This is a genomic window from Brevibacillus sp. HB1.4B (assembly GCF_013284285.1).
Lineage (GTDB): Bacteria > Bacillota > Bacilli > Brevibacillales > Brevibacillaceae > Brevibacillus > Brevibacillus porteri.
In genome coordinates, this window is the sequence record NZ_JABSUT010000014.1 from 18,975 (window position 1) to 35,269 (window position 16,295).

Annotated in this window: 15 protein-coding genes; 2 read left to right on the forward strand and 13 right to left on the reverse strand. The window is 44.8% G+C overall.

Going from position 1 to position 16,295, the window contains the following annotated elements; genetic code table 11:
- The first annotated feature begins 47 nt into the window (after positions 1-47).
- On the forward strand, positions 48-1,274 hold the full coding sequence (locus HP398_RS26840) for a pyridoxal-phosphate-dependent aminotransferase family protein (RefSeq protein WP_069845755.1): 1,227 nt from the start codon (positions 48-50) through the stop codon (positions 1,272-1,274).
- A 300-nt stretch (positions 1,275-1,574) separates the two neighbouring features.
- On the opposite strand, the gene HP398_RS26845 is transcribed toward HP398_RS26840, so the two are convergent.
- The 10 genes from HP398_RS26845 to HP398_RS26885 all read right to left on the reverse strand — a co-directional run bounded on the left by HP398_RS26845 (position 1,575) and on the right by HP398_RS26885 (position 11,262).
- Entirely contained in the window at positions 1,575-2,594 is a 1,020-nt protein-coding gene (locus tag HP398_RS26845; protein ID WP_173624158.1) for an ATP-grasp domain-containing protein, read from the reverse strand.
- A gap of 115 nt (positions 2,595-2,709) precedes the next feature.
- Positions 2,710-3,405, reverse strand: a complete 696-nt coding sequence (locus HP398_RS26850; protein WP_017250924.1) for a TerC family protein — start codon at positions 3,403-3,405, stop codon at positions 2,710-2,712.
- Positions 3,406-3,460: 55 nt separating this feature from the next.
- Positions 3,461-4,699 carry a TerD family protein gene (locus tag HP398_RS26855; protein ID WP_173624159.1) on the reverse strand — a complete coding sequence of 413 codons (1,239 nt, stop codon included), beginning with the start codon at positions 4,697-4,699 and terminating at the stop codon, positions 3,461-3,463.
- Between the two features lie 70 nt (positions 4,700-4,769).
- Entirely contained in the window at positions 4,770-5,354 is a 585-nt protein-coding gene (locus tag HP398_RS26860) for a TerD family protein (RefSeq protein ID WP_017250922.1), read from the reverse strand.
- Positions 5,355-5,390: 36 nt separating this feature from the next.
- The gene (locus tag HP398_RS26865; protein ID WP_017250921.1) at positions 5,391-5,972 is read right to left on the reverse strand and encodes a TerD family protein; all 582 of its coding nucleotides are present in this window, start codon (positions 5,970-5,972) and stop codon (positions 5,391-5,393) included.
- Between the two features lie 45 nt (positions 5,973-6,017).
- A complete protein-coding gene (locus HP398_RS26870) occupies positions 6,018-6,626 on the reverse strand; it encodes a TerD family protein (RefSeq protein WP_017250920.1) in 609 nt (202 codons plus the stop codon).
- Between the two features lie 160 nt (positions 6,627-6,786).
- Positions 6,787-7,593, reverse strand: coding sequence for an HAD family hydrolase (locus HP398_RS26875; RefSeq protein ID WP_017250919.1), 807 nt, complete (start codon positions 7,591-7,593; stop codon positions 6,787-6,789).
- Positions 7,590-8,687, reverse strand: coding sequence for a cysteine protease StiP family protein (locus HP398_RS30735; protein WP_217368909.1), 1,098 nt, complete (start codon positions 8,685-8,687; stop codon positions 7,590-7,592). The genes HP398_RS26875 and HP398_RS30735 overlap by 4 nt, the downstream gene beginning before the upstream one ends.
- A 60-nt stretch (positions 8,688-8,747) precedes the next feature.
- On the reverse strand, positions 8,748-10,124 hold the full coding sequence (locus HP398_RS30740; protein WP_254476406.1) for a phosphoribosyltransferase family protein: 1,377 nt from the start codon (positions 10,122-10,124) through the stop codon (positions 8,748-8,750).
- Positions 10,057-11,262 (reverse strand): HpcH/HpaI aldolase/citrate lyase family protein, encoded by a 1,206-nt coding sequence (locus HP398_RS26885; RefSeq protein WP_173624160.1) that lies wholly within the window; start codon positions 11,260-11,262, stop codon positions 10,057-10,059. The genes HP398_RS30740 and HP398_RS26885 overlap by 68 nt, the downstream gene beginning before the upstream one ends.
- 246 nt (positions 11,263-11,508) lie before the next feature.
- Here HP398_RS26885 and HP398_RS26890 point away from each other — a divergent pair, with 246 nt between their 5' ends.
- Positions 11,509-12,669, forward strand: coding sequence for a TerD family protein (locus tag HP398_RS26890; protein ID WP_173624161.1), 1,161 nt, complete (start codon positions 11,509-11,511; stop codon positions 12,667-12,669).
- Positions 12,670-12,703: 34 nt separating this feature from the next.
- Here the strand turns inward: HP398_RS26890 and HP398_RS26895 are convergent, their stop codons facing one another.
- From HP398_RS26895 to HP398_RS26905, 3 genes are all read right to left on the reverse strand, one after another.
- Positions 12,704-13,159: a tellurite resistance TerB family protein gene (locus HP398_RS26895; RefSeq protein WP_069845765.1), complete on the reverse strand. Its 456-nt coding sequence runs from the start codon at positions 13,157-13,159 to the stop codon at positions 12,704-12,706.
- 420 nt (positions 13,160-13,579) lie between these two features.
- A complete protein-coding gene (locus HP398_RS26900; RefSeq protein ID WP_173624162.1) occupies positions 13,580-14,875 on the reverse strand; it encodes a (Fe-S)-binding protein in 1,296 nt (431 codons plus the stop codon).
- Positions 14,868-16,283: an FAD-binding oxidoreductase gene (locus tag HP398_RS26905; RefSeq protein WP_100169662.1), complete on the reverse strand. Its 1,416-nt coding sequence runs from the start codon at positions 16,281-16,283 to the stop codon at positions 14,868-14,870. Before HP398_RS26905 ends, HP398_RS26900 begins: the two co-directional genes overlap by 8 nt.
- Between the last annotated feature and the right edge of the window lie 12 nt (positions 16,284-16,295).

Below are 16,295 nucleotides of genomic sequence, written 5' to 3' on the forward strand. Positions count from 1 at the left end.
GAATCGGAAAAGCGGCCGTTAATATAGAAAGAGCTGGGGGAGCGCTTATGTGTGCATACAAAGAACTGACCACTTCACAACGGACGATCATGACGCCAGGGCCCGTCGAGGCCGAGCCTAGTGTTCTTCGCGTAATGGGTTCACCCATTTTGGGACAATTCGATCCAGAATTCACGAACATCATGAACGAAACAATGGAAATGCTTCGGAAATTGTTTCAGACATCCAATCATTGGGCATTCCCTATTGACGGAACTTCCCGGGCGGGCATTGAGGCCGTTTTGTGTAGCATAATCGAACCAGGCGATCGGGTGCTTGTGCCCATTTATGGACGCTTCGGGCACTTGCTCACGGAGATTGCGGAAAGGTACGGAGCAGATGTGATTACGATGGAAACGCGCTGGGGAAGTGTCTTTGAACCGCAGGACGTCATTGCCGAAATCGAGCGAGTTCAGCCCAAAATCGTAGCAATGGTTCACGGCGAAACATCCACCGGATGCGTTCAGCCTTTGAAGGAAATCGGAGAAGCTTGCCGCCGGATGGATGTCCTATTTGTCGTCGATGCTGTCGCTTCGATCGGCGGGACAGAAGTGAAGGTAGACGATTGGTATATCGACGCATGTATTGGCGGCACGCAAAAATGCTTGTCTGTCCCCTCTGGGATGGCTCCTATCACGTTTAATTCTCGTGTCGAAGCGCTCTTGCTCCAGCGGAAAAAGATCGAGCGTGGTCTCGCTGATCCCTCTACTCCAAAATCTGCTCAAACCCGAACAATCCGCAGCAACTATTTTGACTTGAGCCAGCTCATGGATTACTGGGGACCTGCACGGCTGAACCACCATACGGAGGCGACAACGATGCTATACGCCTTGCGCGAGGGAGTGCGCATTGCCCTCACGGAAGGTCTGGCAGCGAGATTCGCCAGACATCGCTTGCATGAACAAGCCTTGGTCGCTGGTGTATTGGCGATGGGATTGCAGCTCTACGGCGATCCGGCTTGCAAGCTTCCCGTTGTGACCTGCATCAAAATTCCAGAGGGACTGGACGGAGAGTCAGTCCGCGCTATGCTGCTCGAGGATTTTCATATTGAAATTGCCAGTTCCTTTGGGCCGCTAAAAGGGACAATCTGGCGGATTGGCACAATGGGCTACAGCTGCCGCAAGAAAAATATTTTGCATGTGCTAGGGGCGTTGGAAGCGGTTCTCATCCGACATGGAGCGCGTGTGCATGCAGGACGGGCTGTACAAGCTGCTTTAGATATTTATCATAGCTAAAAACAAAGGCCGCCGGGTCAATATAATACCCGAGCGGCTTTTATTATGTTCACAACTGATTGCGAATTACCGTTCACTAGTCACATTTGTAAGACGCCCATCTGTCACGATGATCTTCCCGTTGATCAGCACATGTCGAATACCCATTGGCTGCTGCATCGGTGCCTCATATGTTGCCCGGTCTACGATCTTGTTCGGGTCAAATTTATTTGTGTTCTCCCATTCCCTTCGAAGGTACGTTCCCCACTGAGGGATGGGACGGAACTTGATTTTTTTGACTCTCCACTTTGATAGTTTTCTCTATAACAATTGTCGTAATACAATCTCTTTTTCAATATGAGTCGCATACACCCCGAATTTTGGTGCAGCTACCTCAACCTTCCCCGACAGTAGAAGTTTCACAGCAAGGTAAGGGAAGTTCACACCTGATAAGCATGAAGAATGCAAACCGCCTGACGCTCGCGGATTAATCTCTAATAATTTGGGCACACCATTTTTGTACTTTACTTGAACGTTGAAAAGGTAAGGAAGTCGCAGCTGTTCATGGACTGCTTTTGCCAGATCTATAAGTGCTTGATTATCCTCTAGCAAACGAATTCGTCCTTCTACTTTTTTCCGTGGTACGATCGCAATTAACTCCTCTTCTGTTGCCAGGCAATCAATACTGTATTCCCAATCATCCAAATACTCCATGACCATGATGTCATCTACGGTTTGATCCCCTATGATGCTCAGAACTTCTTCGATGGCGATCGTTTGGTTGCTTGATCCGAGCAGCTTGTCTAGGGGATTCATGTGTTCTTCGATGATATGAAAGCCCGCTCCTCCTTCGCCACTAGCAGGTTTAAAGCAGACCTTATGTCCTTTTTCTCTTAGCTTCTCATAGGCAATCTTAAATTGCTCGCTTGTGTTGACAATGAAATAATCAGGTATGTGTAATCCCGGGGTATCCCTCAAGGCTTGAAAGAGCTTTCCTTTGTCTGATACGGTTTCTAATAAGTCGGCATCTTTGCATACTAGAACAGATGTGCCTACTTGTTCAAACCGATCTATATGCTTTGCAATTTCCACCAGTCTATAATTCGGGAAAAAGATATCGATCTGATGCTTCTGACAAAACTGCACGCAGTATTCAATATACTCTGGAATTGGCAAGCTTGGTTCAATCTCTGCAACATCAGCATTTTGCAGCATCACGCTATACCGTTTTGGGTGAGTGACATAAAACTCAAAGTCCATACCGTCCGGATTTGTACGAATCATATCAATAAAATGATACGCTGTAGAGAAAGTACGATTAAACCAAATGCGTTTCTTCATGAGAAGTTCTTCCCTTCAACTCTTCATTATTTATAAAGAAAAGCGAAAGTCGCAATGACCTCGCTCTTATCATGTATCTTCTTTATGGACTTACCACTTTTCACACGATCAAATACTAGGCAACAGCTTTTTCTGATTTTTCCTCTTTGCTTTTTCTACTTTTCAACCACCCAGCCAGAATGACAGCGACCGTTAAAACGATGGTAATAATCAGACCAACTGTGCTAGAAATATAATTTTGAATGATTTTGTCTTTCACAATCATATCGCCAGCAGTCCAAGCCAGAATTCCCGATCCAATGTAAGCAATGATTGGGAATCTTTCCAAAGCCTTCAAAATAAATGCCGATCCGATCAGGATAATCGGAATCGAGACAAGTACACCAATTGCGATTAACGTAATACTTCCGTGACTCACACCTGCAACCGCGATTACATTGTCCAAACTCATCAACGCATCTGCGTATATGATCGTCCCTACTGCACCCATTAAGGTCGTTCCACTCTTGATGTTGTCCTCGCCTTCATCAGCAGCTAACAGCTTGTAAGCTACCTGAAGAAGCAGTAAACCACCGATTGCTTTTAAAAGCGGAATTTGAATCAGCCAGACCACCATCGCAGCAAAAACAATACGTAGCGCAATCGCACCAAAAGTACCAATAAAAATGGCCTTCTTCTGTTGTTGTTTCGGGAGATTTCTCGCTGCCATTGCAATTACAACAGCATTGTCTCCGCTCAACACGATGTCAATCAGGATGATCGCTAGTAGCGCGCTCCATGATTGAACTAAAAAATCAGCTATCATTTCCATAAATACAGTTCACTCCATTTCTAATGATGTCCGCAAATAGTAACTGTATCTTTTGCTATTTCGAACCGACTGTCCAGCGCATATTCCACCCGTAGTAACGATCCATCTCCTGATGACCGGAGAAGTATTCAACCAATCTCCTGATATTGAACGTATCACCTTGTCTCTCAATCATCGCTACGGCACACACCCCTTTACGCGGGTCATGCACATCCATTTTCACTTCGATGGCTGGATTGTCAGCTTGCGTAATCGTTACCACACCATCGGTTTCTGCCCATTTGGCAACACCTTCGTAAATAAAAGCGTAGATTAGGATTCGTTCGAATTCCTTGACATTATTTCCGTTGATACGTAGATTTTCTCCTTCTGATCGGGTGCCTGTGCGGTCATCCCCATCTAATGCAATATAAGGAAAGTCGCGGTAGTCGCCAAGATTTCCACCTAATGCTTGTATACACCCTTTATATCCATCTGATAATTCATAAAGGCAGCCAAGGTCTAAGTCAATTCCTTTGCTTCTACCAAAAAAGCCCGTGTTCTGCTTTGTGCCTTTATTCCAGTTGAGGTTAACTAAGAGCTGCCCCAGGTTTGCCGAGGTTTTCTTTAAACTAATTGCCTCTCCCTTTTTCTTCAACTCAATTTTTGTGATCGAAATAGGGGGAGAAGTAGACACGACGGGTTCGGGTTTCGGTTCGGGTTTCGGTGCAGGATTTGGTTCTGGCGCTTTCGACTCCGGCGTTTTTTCTTGGGATACCTCGATCCCAAAGTTTCCGCACAAAGCTGCCAGACCGCCATGAAAGCCACTGCCAATCGCATTAAATTTCCATTGTCCTTGATGTTTGTATAGCTCTCCTGCCACAATTGCATTTTCAATCGTAAAACTATCGAGCGGAAACTGAATAATTTCAGTGTTAGTAGAAGGATGTAGAATACGAAGATAAAGACTCGAAACACGATTAAATGAATGATTACGTGCAATCGCATCATAAATGGTAAGAGTAAAAGCGATCTTTTCTACATCAAGTGGTACATTCATTAAATCAATGTCAAAACGCTGTCTTTCGCTCGATCCTGTTTGAAGAGATACAGAGCCATTCGTTGATCTGGGGTTGCTGTAGAAAATAAAATCTTCTTCTTTATTCACTTTACCACTTTTCCCGATTAAGAAAGCCGAAGCATCCAGGTCAAGCCCATCGTTAGCAGTCCAGCTCAGTTCCACTGTAATTTTGGAAAGTCCAGGATTTGACTTCGTTATATCGACTTTTTGTCCCTTAATCGTCGTCATTCCCATTTCGATCACCCTTTATTTCAAAGGTCAGAAAACAGGTGCTAGCGCAATTACTAGCACCCATTTCTGGAAATTATGAAACTTGCAAACCAAAGTTATTGGCTAACGCTCGTAGACCACCGGAAAAACCGCTACCCACGGCTGCAAACTTCCACTCGCCTTGATGGCGATACAATTCACAAACAACAATTGCCGTTTCTACAGAGAAATCTTCTCCAAGATCGTAGCGCAGAACTTCTCTGCCTGTTGTTTCATCTACAATTCGAACAAACGCATTTGATACTTGTCCAAAGTTTTGGTTTCTGATATCAGCCTCATGAATCGTAATCGTGATCGCTACTTTTTCAATGTCAGCTGGAACAGCCTTCAAATCCACTTTGATTTGCTCATCGTCGCCGTCACCCTCACCAGTCAGGTTGTCACCAGTGTGAACCACCGATCCATTCCCGCCTTGAAGGTTGTTGTAAAAGACAAAATCTTGAATCCCGGACGCTCTTCCACCTGTACGCAAAAGGAAAGCAGCTGCGTCGAGGTCAAAAGCTTGTCCGCCACTGTATTTATTTGTGTCCCAACCAAGACCAACAACGATTTTTGTTAAATTCGGATTGCCTTTTGTAAGATCAATTTTCTGACCTTTAGTTAAACTAATAACTGACATAAAAATTCAATCCTTCATCTGTGATTTGTATGCTTCCTATCCGATGTTTACTCCGAAATCGCGAGCGAGTCCTGCCAATCCATCTTTGTAACCAGAACCGATTGCACTGAACTTCCATTCGCTACCGTTACGATACAGCTCTCCAACTACAATCGCAGTTTCGATAGAGAAGTCTTCGCCCAAATCATAGCGGAGTAATTCTTCGTTGTTTGCAGGATTTACCACGCGTGCATAAGCGTTGGAAACCTGTCCAAAGTTTTGGTTACGAGTTTGCGCATCATAAATCGTGATAGCAAAAGAGATTTTTTGAATACTAGCCGATACTTTGGACAAATCAATATTGATTACTTCATCGTCGCCTTCCCCTTCGCCAGTGCGGTTATCACCAGAGTGCACAACGGAACCGTCAGGGCTAGTTGCATTATTGAAGAAAATAAAGTGTTGGTCATCCAGTACTTTTCCTGCATCATTCAAGAGAAATACGGAAGCGTCGAGGTCGAAGCTTTGTCCACCGTCATACTTGTTTGTATCCCAACCAAGACCTACCTGAATTTGAACCAGACCAGGATTCGTTTTCGTGAGATCTACCTTTTGACCTTTTTGCAAAGATACTGCCATGTTAAAAAACCTCCTTATATTTCATTCATTTTAAAAACTTTCAAATTAACTATATCTTCTTACAAGTTGGGAGATAGCTGTGTCTGTCGTCCCTTCGCCAATCGCAGAAAACTTCCACTCACCATCGTAACGGTATAGTTCTCCAATAATTAACGAAGTTTTTCCCGAATAATTATCGGTTAGATTAAACTTGCACAAATTCTGATTGTTCGAAGCATTGACTACGCGAATATACGCATTGCCGATCATCCCGAAATCTTGGCGACGACTCACACAATCGTAAATATTCACAACGAACACCAATTTATGTACATCATTGGGTACTCGGCTCAAGTCTACGTTCACTTGCTCATCATCACCTTCACCATCTCCGGTGAGATTATCTCCTGAGTGTGATACGCTGCCGCATTGACTTTTTTTGTTGCCGAAGTAAACAAGGTTCTTCTCTTTAGTTATTTTCCCGTTCTGGTCGAGCATAATTACGGAAGCGTCACAATCGATGTTTGCGTTACTCCCGCCACCAAAAATGCCTCCAAGCAACCCGCCACTTTTCTTGACCGGGTCCCAGCCTAGACCAACTAACAATTTAGTTAATCCTGCATTCCCTTTTGTCAGGTCGATCTTCTGACCTTTTTGCAAACTGACTACTGACATGTTCTACCTCCCAACCTCATTAAAATTTTACAGATTCATGTAATGAAGTAAAATTTTTTAGACATCACTATTATTTCATAAATCTACCAAAATATCTACATGAATCCCGTAAAATCGACGATATGTGCAATTTTTTGACAAGTAATAACATTTTACAGATTTAACGTGTTATCTTTATCTGCTCAATGACCCAGTCAAGAATTTCCTCTGACGCTCGTATTCCATTCTTAGCTGTAAACTGAAACGGTGTGTCTTGTGCTGATATTTGAGCAAGATGATAGATTTCCCCATGAGAAGGAATCAGAGAGTTTTTCGTGCAGGACACCAAAGGCAAATCGAGCAAAGAGTCTCCCGATGCGAAAATCTCTGTCCTCTTTTCGATGTCTTTTACATAGAGGACTGCATCGCGTTTATTCACGGCTCTTGGCACAAAATAAAGCTTTCTCCCCTGGATGGATACTGTCCAATTGCCTTGCTCCATCCATTGCACAAAACCGTCCCATTCGCTTGTTGGCATATTTTGGCGATCGATGATGAAATAATGAAACAGATCTTCTGCCGATTTTCCATTGAGAATCCAGCTTGAGTCTTTTATGTCTTCAAAACGCGCCAAAATATCCGTGATGGATATGCACTCATCCTCTATACGCTCACGAATTTTTTTGTTCCACGACTCATCGACAGCCCCATTACGGATGATATTCCCACCATTGCTCGTGACCGCATACGCAGGCCGCAACTCGTTCTGAAATACCGTAATTCTCCTATATTGCTCGATCGTTCTCGTAGTCACTGGAATAAACAGCATGTGCTTATGGATCTCTTGCAGTAGCAATAGTGCCCGCTCTGTCATATACGAAATTGGCTTTCCATCCAGTTGCTCGATTAAGCGTACCTGCAGCGTCGGGTCCGTTAAGAATCGCTCCGAATATATCAACGTCTGGTCAAGATCACTGGCAAAGATCATCGGTTATCCTCCCCCTGTGGACGAATGATCCCACAACAAGAGTAGGAAAGGTCTGAACGTTCTTCAACCGGTACACCGCGATCATGGGCCAGCAAAAGAATGTGGGCTAAATAAGGATTATCCATTCGATTCACAAGGATTTTCCACGGAACTCTTCGCAAAAGGACACGAGTGGTCTCTCCCACTCCAGGCTTGATTAGATTGATATCATTTATCTTGTAATCCTGTTGTATTCGCTGGATATCACGTTCGCCACTCCATGTGATCCATTGCTCCTCATCTTGAATCAAGTGCATGCTGCACTGTTGCTTCGCTGTGTCTGCCAGCTCGTGGAAATGTTTAGCGATGGTATCAACAAAAAGATTGGAAACGTCCTCAGACAACCATTCACGATAGTATTTCGCCCCGTGAAAGTCTGTAGGTCCGATTAAATCCTGGCGATGAACAGTTCGACTGACCAAGCCTGATACCGTAGAATTGAGACATGCACTCGGGATAAGAAAATCTTCCCGTGTTCCAAACTTGCTCACACAATGACCAGGATCAGCCAATACTGCCAGATCGTCATCAAGATGAGTTCCCTGCTTTTCATTAAAGGATTTGATCGCTTTTTGCAGCACCCGCGTAATCGCACCTTTTCCCGTCCATCCATCCACAAACTGAATTTTGGCTCCTGGATGCTTGTCTAGCATATACAAAAGAGCATTCTCATCGATGCCCTTTCCACGGATAATAGAGATGCTATAGTGTGGAATATGTAACCGATGAATGGATTCCAGATACCTTTTTATTAAAATGCCAATTGGCGTTCCTGCCCTGGCAAGTGAGGCAATCACTACATTATTTCCCTTCGTAGCCTGAATCAGCTCTGCTACGATGGCAACTGCCAATGCAACCTTTTTGGCTGATGTTTGTAAGGTTTGATGGAACAATTCCATATATTCTTTTGTTGGACGGTATTCGATCGGTAGCATCTCTGAGTAATGGTGTCCCGTCTGAATTAATTCCTCACGATCCTCTGTCTCTGTCTCCCTTATCAATCCGTTTATCTCTTTAAGCAGAAATGTCACATCACCTGGAGGGTAGCTGCCCATTGGTGAAGGTTCTTGGATTACGCGATGTAACAACTGTGAATTCAAGAGTCTACGCCACCTTTATCCGAAAAATACGATATATTTATTGGGGATGGAAAGATTATTCAGCACGTCATAAAAGGAGCGCATTCGCTCTCCCGTCGTCCCTCGCTCAAAAAATACGAATATATCTGAATAGTAGTTATCAGGGATGTTGTAACAAAAATTCGGTACAAGTGGGTCATCAGGAGAAGAGAAGGAGAATGCATTTTTCACTGCGTACTTCTCCATCTCAGAAGGATGGATCGGGCTTCTTGTGGTCGACTGGTACCAAACGTCATCACCCATATGCGCCGCAATCATCATTGGGATGAACATAAATTCGCCTGTCCCCATGCATAAAGTTTTTCCGCTCCTATACGCGCCTAATTCGATTCCCGTTTTTTCGCAGTACGTATTCAGCAAGTTTTGATCCGAGCTTATCATCCCAAAACGTCCCGTTTGCAACAAATACGGACGGTGGTTAGGAAAGTCGCTTGAATCCATAGAGGTATAGCTCAAACGGGGCCATTCTGCCCCATCCATTTGTATAATTTTAGGGAAGCTGCTGGTTCGCTCAACAATACTCTTTTCTTCATTATCATTCTTTTCAACCGGTGCTCCCTCCACTTTGATTTGTCCTTTCACGAGGGATACGTTAGTAATTGTGATGTTTAATTCCTCTTGTAACTCCCTGAATCGCTGACAATCCTCATCAGATCGCCAGTCGAGCAAGGAAGCCACAATGTAATGACTACGAGGATACTTCTTTTGTATTTCTCGAATGATATTGAGCGCAGTTTTGCCTGTAGTGATCTCGTCATCTACCAAAACAATCGGCGCATCTGTGGATAACAAGTGGTCCTCACGAGGGTACATAAGATGAGCCACTGCGTGAGAATGCTCCTCTTCAAACGTAATGGATGGCTGTATATCCTGAATCATTTCTCTTGTCGTATGGATATAGTACGCATTGTTCTGAAAGCAGCTAAACATGGAATGACCGAGGCCCGTTGCAGTTTCGGCAAAGCCGATAAAAAGCACCTGCTCAGGCAGTTCAAATCGCTTTTGCATCAGTTGCTGGAAGACCTCTTGACTTCTCTCTTGATTCATCAAGCCTTGAACGAGTGGAGCAGTATCCACCTGCTGACCGTAGTAGGCTTCTAAAAAACGCGCACCTAGTAAAGCACCACTCACCAACGATACAGCCGGAATGACTGGAATATGCTTTCCTAGTACCTTACTTACGAACAAAAAGCCTCTCTTCTTATTAATCCGACCTGCCATTCCGAAAAGAAGCTCTAGTGGAAGATCAAATGGATTCTTCTCCACAATCACTTCCACTTCCAAACTATCGAGAATATTGAAGCTGTATCTTGGAGGATTTTGCCAAGAGGTTGATAAAGTTGTTGTGTCCATGATACACCCCATAAATTTTTGATTTCACCAAAACTCTTTTTGCCCAATTAGTATGCGGCTTTACTTCATTCATTTTGTTGGAAAAGTGACTTTTCAGTACTCCGTTGGAATTGCTTTGCAGGATGCTCATGGCGTCCTCGTATTCTTCATGGCTAACAACAGAGAGAGAATGAATGATTTTGATATGACTTGGATGAATGATGGTCTTGCCCGTCAATCCATTCTCTTTATCTAGGAGCACTTCTTTTATCAGTCCGTCTTCAAATTTATTTAAAAGCTTTAATCTCAGTTTTCTTCCTTGTACGCCACCAAGCTGTTTTTCAAAAGGCGACTCTCTTAGCTGCGGCTTGAGCAGTCGATCCCCATTAGTGAAGTACTCCCAAACCGGTCCAGAGAGAACATACCCCTTTTCGGTTCTGGTAAAAATATTGACCATGTCACTAATACAATCCCGAATCGTAGAAATGTCGTAGATAGTCACATCGGGTCCCCTTCTCAACCCAAACAGGCTGGAAAAATCAGTAGCACCCATCCGGACGTTCAAAACGAGATCTTCATATTTATCTAAAATTTGACGAATCGAAACAAGCTCGTCCACTCGCGTTTCTTTATAAATAACCTCAGCAGATTCCAGAATAGGCATACCGTAAACCGTAAAAGAAAGAGGGGCGTTAATCGAATGGAGAATGGAAAAATATTCTTCGCCATTTCTGCTCGTGAATTTTGGGAAAACAAAACCAGCGAGCACATATAGATCTTCACCCAGCGTATCTGCTATACGTTTCATTTGGGCTGCGTCCCGAACCCGAATAAAAATAAGAGGAACATCATTGATATCCAGTTCACCGAGTCGCAGCTGGTGTGCCAGGGTAGCAAATTGTTTAAGCAAGCTTTGCTCCGCTTCCACAACTTCGTGATCACCGATTGCATCTTCCAGACAAGCCACCATCGAAACAAGACCTTCATGCTTCTTTCGAACGATATCTTGAGAAATCGTTGCCTTCGTTGCAGGCATGTATAATGTGGCTCCCAGACTAAAGGAAAGGATTTCCTTCTCCGTGTTTCTATTAAACGAAACCGGTTTTCCATAAAATAATTCATCGCGTTCTTCTACACTCAAATAATCGAAATGTCTCATGAATAAACGTTTTTACTACAATAGTAAAAACCCCGCCCCTTTCCTAATTTATCCATACCATTATCATTTGGAAGCTATACACATTTAAATAACATTACATCCAATAGAGAAAACAATTGTAAATATAACTTACTCTTTCCAGTATAATAAAAATGTCGATATGAAACGAATTAAATTTCGACAAAAATTACGAAAACAATGTCATTTTTTCTTGTTTTTTGATGACGCTGGAATAGGAGACATTCTATGCTACTAAAAAAAGGGCAGAAAACGGATATTACCAAAAATATCAATGCAGAAAAGTGGATCGTATGTTTAGGATGGGAATCAAAAGAGGAGATTGAGATTGACTCTGCGGCATTCTTGTTAGATATTTCCGGGAATTGCCAACAGGATGAAGATTTCATTTTTTACGGAAATACCATGAGCATCACCCAAGCAGTAAAGCACTCAACAGCGCCTGGTAAAGATAAAGAGCAAATAGAAATCATAGAGAAGAAAATTCCTCCTAACATTCATCGAATCGCATTAACTCTAACCATTCATGAAGCTGAAAAAAGAGACCACCGTTTCGGACAAATTCATGACGCATACGTTCGAATAGTGAACCCGTCTGATGGAACCGAATTATTGCGCTTCGAATTTGGATCAGATTTAGAGAACGAGACCGCAATTGTTACTGCTGAACTATATCGTTATAACGGAGAGTGGAAGTTCAATGCAATTGGAAGTGGATTTAACGGAGGATTAGCTGCGTTATGCCGCAATTTTGGACTTGATGTCAGCGAAGAGGAAGAGACATTACCGCCTCCTCTCCCCGTTACATTAACCAAAATTGAACTGACAAAGAAAGAGTCTGTGCAAATAAGGAAATCTGAAAAGATCACCACTCATCTGGAATGGACCAGCAAGAAAGACCTGGATTTGTATTGTTTCTTTGTTACTCGGGATGGCGTAGAAGGAAAAGTCTATTACAAAAATAAAGGCACCTCAACAAAGTCACCGTTTATTACATTAGATGGAGATTCCAAAAATGCCGGTAGAGAAACCATTCACATTCATCGCCCAGATCAATTGCGCTATGTTTTATTCGCCGCCTATAGTGCATTAAGTAATGGAATAGGAAGTTTTAAATCTATGCATGCAAGGGCTGTTGTGGAGAATCACGTAGGACAAACTGTGATCGCTCCCTTATTAGAAGAAAATAAATATGCCTATTGGGTTGCCATTGCCCACATTGACTTTACAGATCAAAGTGAAATGAAAATCAGCCACGTAGAAAAATACTCGAAGAATAACTCAGAAAAGTCTCCGCTCCTTTATAAGGATGGAAGTTTTAAAATGGATGTTGGACCTGAAGAATTTAAGTCTCCCTCTATCTTTCATCTATTTGGAGCGAAAAAGTAAAAAAGAAGGGCTACCGATCAGGCGCCCTTCTTTTTTATAGCTGAAACTCTGCTGGATTGAGATTAACAACCCCACAAATCTCTCGAACAACGGATTTTTCCTGTTCATCAAAATGACCATCCGCGGAACCAATTGCGCAGCAAACACTGACAACAATACGCGCAGCCTCAGCATTATTTTTATATTTTCCTATCACTTTCAATGCCTCCATCTTGCCGACACCGTGATCGAATTCAAAGCCAGATACAAAGTGATTAAATCTCGCAATGACATCATTCATGTTAAATACCTTTAACTCTTCACTTCTTCCAATATAAGCAGCCATCTTTTGTTTTTCTGCGGAATCAATACTGCCATCGGCAGCCGCTACCAATGCGCAGCCGGCTACCACTGCATCTAGAAAGTCTCGGTTTTGAAACTTTTTCACTTGCTCTTGCAAACCAACTTTTGTCGATTTCAACCAGTTCGTGAACGTACTCGTCATTGACATCCTATTACCTCCATTAAAAATTTTACATTATTTCCTTCTATTATAATACATTATTCGACAACGATTAACAAAATCTGTTATCCCGCTCTCTCTTTTCGAGGAATTGGAAATAGATATATGGGGGTCCAATAAATCGCGGAGACCATCTCCGAGTAGGTTGATTCAATGCTGGAAATGTTGCTGCCATACGCAAAACCTCATCAAGCAAATCGTAAGGACCTATAACTGCGCCTTTGATTTCCATCGCTTCCTACCACTTCCTCTCCGAATTTTTACTGCCATGCATTTGGCCATTCTTACATGCAATTTCCGTTAATAGTCCTTTTATTTTTATCCCCTTTTTCTATGAAAAAAACGTGCAAGGAACCACCCCGTCTTGCAGAATGATTCCCTACACGTTTTCTCGACTATACGATTCTATTATTTCTGACTGACACGCGCCAGCAAATCGACGATGTGCACGGCCTCCATCTTTCCTTCCAGCCCAGCTCGATGAATGCCTGCTTTCATTTGCAACAGACAGCCCGGATTTGAGGTCACGAGAATATCTGCTTGGGTAGCCGCTACATGACCCATTTTTTCATCCAAAAGGCTTCCGGCCATCTCAGGCTGCACCAGATTATAAATGCCCGCTGAGCCGCAGCAGCGATCTCCCTCTCGGAGTTGTACGTATGTGGCTCCCGGAATGGCTTGCAGCAGATTCACTGGCTCTTTGGTCACCTTCATCCCGTTGCGTAGGTGACAGGAGGATTGATAGGTGATCCGTTGGGGCAATGACTGCCATTCTGTTGGTTCGACGAGGAGTGCAAGCACCTCGCTAATATCCTTCACGCGTGAAGCGAACCATTGTGCCTTCTCCTGCCATTCTGCATCTTCCGCCAGCAAATGGTCGTATTCCTGTAGCATCGCCCCGCAACCGCCTGCATTGGATACAATGATATCCACATCAGCCGTGTGAAAAGCAGCCACATTTTTTCGCGCCAGATGGCGAGCCTGTTCACGCTCACCGCTATGTGCATGGAGAGCACCGCAGCACACCTGGTCTGGAGCGATGATTACCTCGCAGCCTGCCTCACTCAGAAGCCGCACGGTGTTGCGATTCGTCTCATTGAATAAGACATCCATGATACAGCCGTGAAACATTCCTACGCGATACTTGCGCTCGCCCACGGCTGGAATAACCGTGCCACCGAAAAAGTCCACGATACCTTTTCCAGATGCTTCAGGCATGATTGCTTCCATTTCCCGCATTTGCTTAGGCAGGATGGATAACACGCTTAGCTTGCGAACGGCTTTTTGCACTCCTGAGCGCTGATAGAAGCGCAAGAGTCCGCCGAGCTGGTACATGCGTTTCTGATGAGGGAACAGGTGGAAAAATGCGAGCTTGCGGACGACTTCGACCCACCATGGATGCTCCTGCACTTCTTCGATCGCTTCTCTCGTCTGCTCGATCAGTTGACCGTACGGAACACCTGCTGGGCATACCGGCTCACATGCCCGGCAGCCTAGACACAGATTCATTTGATCGACGAAATCTTTGTCCGGCTCCATGACACCGTCTGCTACGGCTTTCATCAAGGCGATGCGACCTCGTGGAGAAGCTGCCTCATAGCCTGTTTCCCGAAAGGTCGGACAGGCTGGCTGACAGAAGCCGCAGCGCATACAGTTGGACAGCTCGTCGTAATCGAGTTTATTCACCAAGGCTTCTTTAAGCACGCTGGACCACCACTCTGTTCCGGGACTGTTTGGCAAACATTTTGTCAGGGTTCAGGAGATTGTGAGGATCGAAAGCGTGCTTGATGCCTTTCATGATCTCCATACCTGCGGCCCCTACTTTCCACTCCAAATACGGTGCCTTAACGATTCCTACGCCATGCTCTCCCGTAATCGTTCCCCCCAAATCGATTGCCGCTGCGAAAATTTCCTCGAAGGCATGCTCCACACGCTCGATCTCTTCCGTGTTGCGAGCGTCTGTCATGCAGGTCGGATGCAAATTGCCGTCTCCTGCATGACCAAAGGTACAAATTTGCAGTCCGTAACGCTCCGTAATCTCTTGAATCGCAGCGACCATCGGCGCAATCGCGGCGCGGGGAACTGTTGCGTCCTCCAAAATGGTCGTCGGACGCATCCGTGACAATGCGGCGAGCGCACTGCGTCGGGCGGTCATTACCTCATCAGCTTCCTCGGCTGTCTTCGCTACCTTAATTTGGACAGCATCATTCTTCTCGCAAATAACAGCGATCTGCTCCATGTCCCGATCAACCGTCTGTGGCTCTCCGTCCTGACCGATCAGGAGGATCGCCGCCACATCTGTCGGAAGCCCGATCTTTTTGAAATCCTCGACAACACGGATCGTGCCCTGATCAAGAAATTCAAGCGTGCCAGGAATGATACGATTGGCAATGATATCAGAAACAGACCTCGCCGCCTGTGCCATATCTGCGAACATCGCCAGCATAACCCGCTGTGTCTGCGGCTTCGGAATCAGCTTGAGAATAGCCTCGGTAATGATCGCCAATGTGCCCTCGCTACCGACCAAGAGCTTGGTCAGATCATAGCCCGCCACATCCTTCATCAGCTTGCCCCCGGTACGGATGACCTCTCCGTTCGGCAACACAGCTTCGAGACCCAGCACGTAGTCCTTGGTTGTTCCATACTTCAATCCTCTCAGTCCACCCGAATTAAGCGCAATATTCCCGCCAATCGTGGAGATGACCATGCTGCCTGGATCTGGTGGATAAAACAAACCAAGCGCCTCTACCGCCTGATGGATATCGACCGTTCGAACCCCCGGCTGTACCGTTATCGTCAAATTTTGTTCGTCAATCTCTACGATCTGATTCATCCGGCTCAATACCAAAACAATTCCGCCACCGACTGGTATCGTTCCGCCGCATAGATTAGAGCCTGCTCCACGCGTCACAATCGGGATGTGATGTCGTGCTGCAACTCGCATGACCTGCTGGACTTCGGCTGTGCTCTTCGGCATGACGACCACATCCGGCAATGCTTGCTGCATCGGCGTCGCGTCATACGAATAGGCGACCAATGCTTCCTGTTTGTCGAGACAGTTTTTCTCTCCGACGATGGCACGCAGCTCTTCGCGAATGGATTCTGGCAACATGGAATCTCTCCA

Coding starts and splice junctions, on each gene's coding strand:
- HP398_RS26860 (WP_017250922.1), bottom strand. CDS start 5,354: ATGTCAGTTATTAGTTTAACTAAAGGTCAGAAAATTGATCTTACAAAA.
- HP398_RS26875 (WP_017250919.1), bottom strand. CDS start 7,593: ATGATCTTTGCCAGTGATCTTGACCAGACGTTGATATATTCGGAGCGA.
- HP398_RS26840 (WP_069845755.1), top strand. CDS start 48: ATGTGTGCATACAAAGAACTGACCACTTCACAACGGACGATCATGACG.
- HP398_RS26890 (WP_173624161.1), top strand. CDS start 11,509: ATGCTACTAAAAAAAGGGCAGAAAACGGATATTACCAAAAATATCAAT.
- HP398_RS26855 (WP_173624159.1), bottom strand. CDS start 4,699: ATGGGAATGACGACGATTAAGGGACAAAAAGTCGATATAACGAAGTCA.
- HP398_RS26895 (WP_069845765.1), bottom strand. CDS start 13,159: ATGTCAATGACGAGTACGTTCACGAACTGGTTGAAATCGACAAAAGTT.
- HP398_RS30740 (WP_254476406.1), bottom strand. CDS start 10,124: ATGGACACAACAACTTTATCAACCTCTTGGCAAAATCCTCCAAGATAC.
- HP398_RS30735 (WP_217368909.1), bottom strand. CDS start 8,687: ATGGGCAGCTACCCTCCAGGTGATGTGACATTTCTGCTTAAAGAGATA.
- HP398_RS26905 (WP_100169662.1), bottom strand. CDS start 16,283: ATGTTGCCAGAATCCATTCGCGAAGAGCTGCGTGCCATCGTCGGAGAG.
- HP398_RS26845 (WP_173624158.1), bottom strand. CDS start 2,594: ATGAAGAAACGCATTTGGTTTAATCGTACTTTCTCTACAGCGTATCAT.
- HP398_RS26885 (WP_173624160.1), bottom strand. CDS start 11,262: ATGAGACATTTCGATTATTTGAGTGTAGAAGAACGCGATGAATTATTT.
- HP398_RS26865 (WP_017250921.1), bottom strand. CDS start 5,972: ATGGCAGTATCTTTGCAAAAAGGTCAAAAGGTAGATCTCACGAAAACG.
- HP398_RS26850 (WP_017250924.1), bottom strand. CDS start 3,405: ATGGAAATGATAGCTGATTTTTTAGTTCAATCATGGAGCGCGCTACTA.
- HP398_RS26870 (WP_017250920.1), bottom strand. CDS start 6,626: ATGTCAGTAGTCAGTTTGCAAAAAGGTCAGAAGATCGACCTGACAAAA.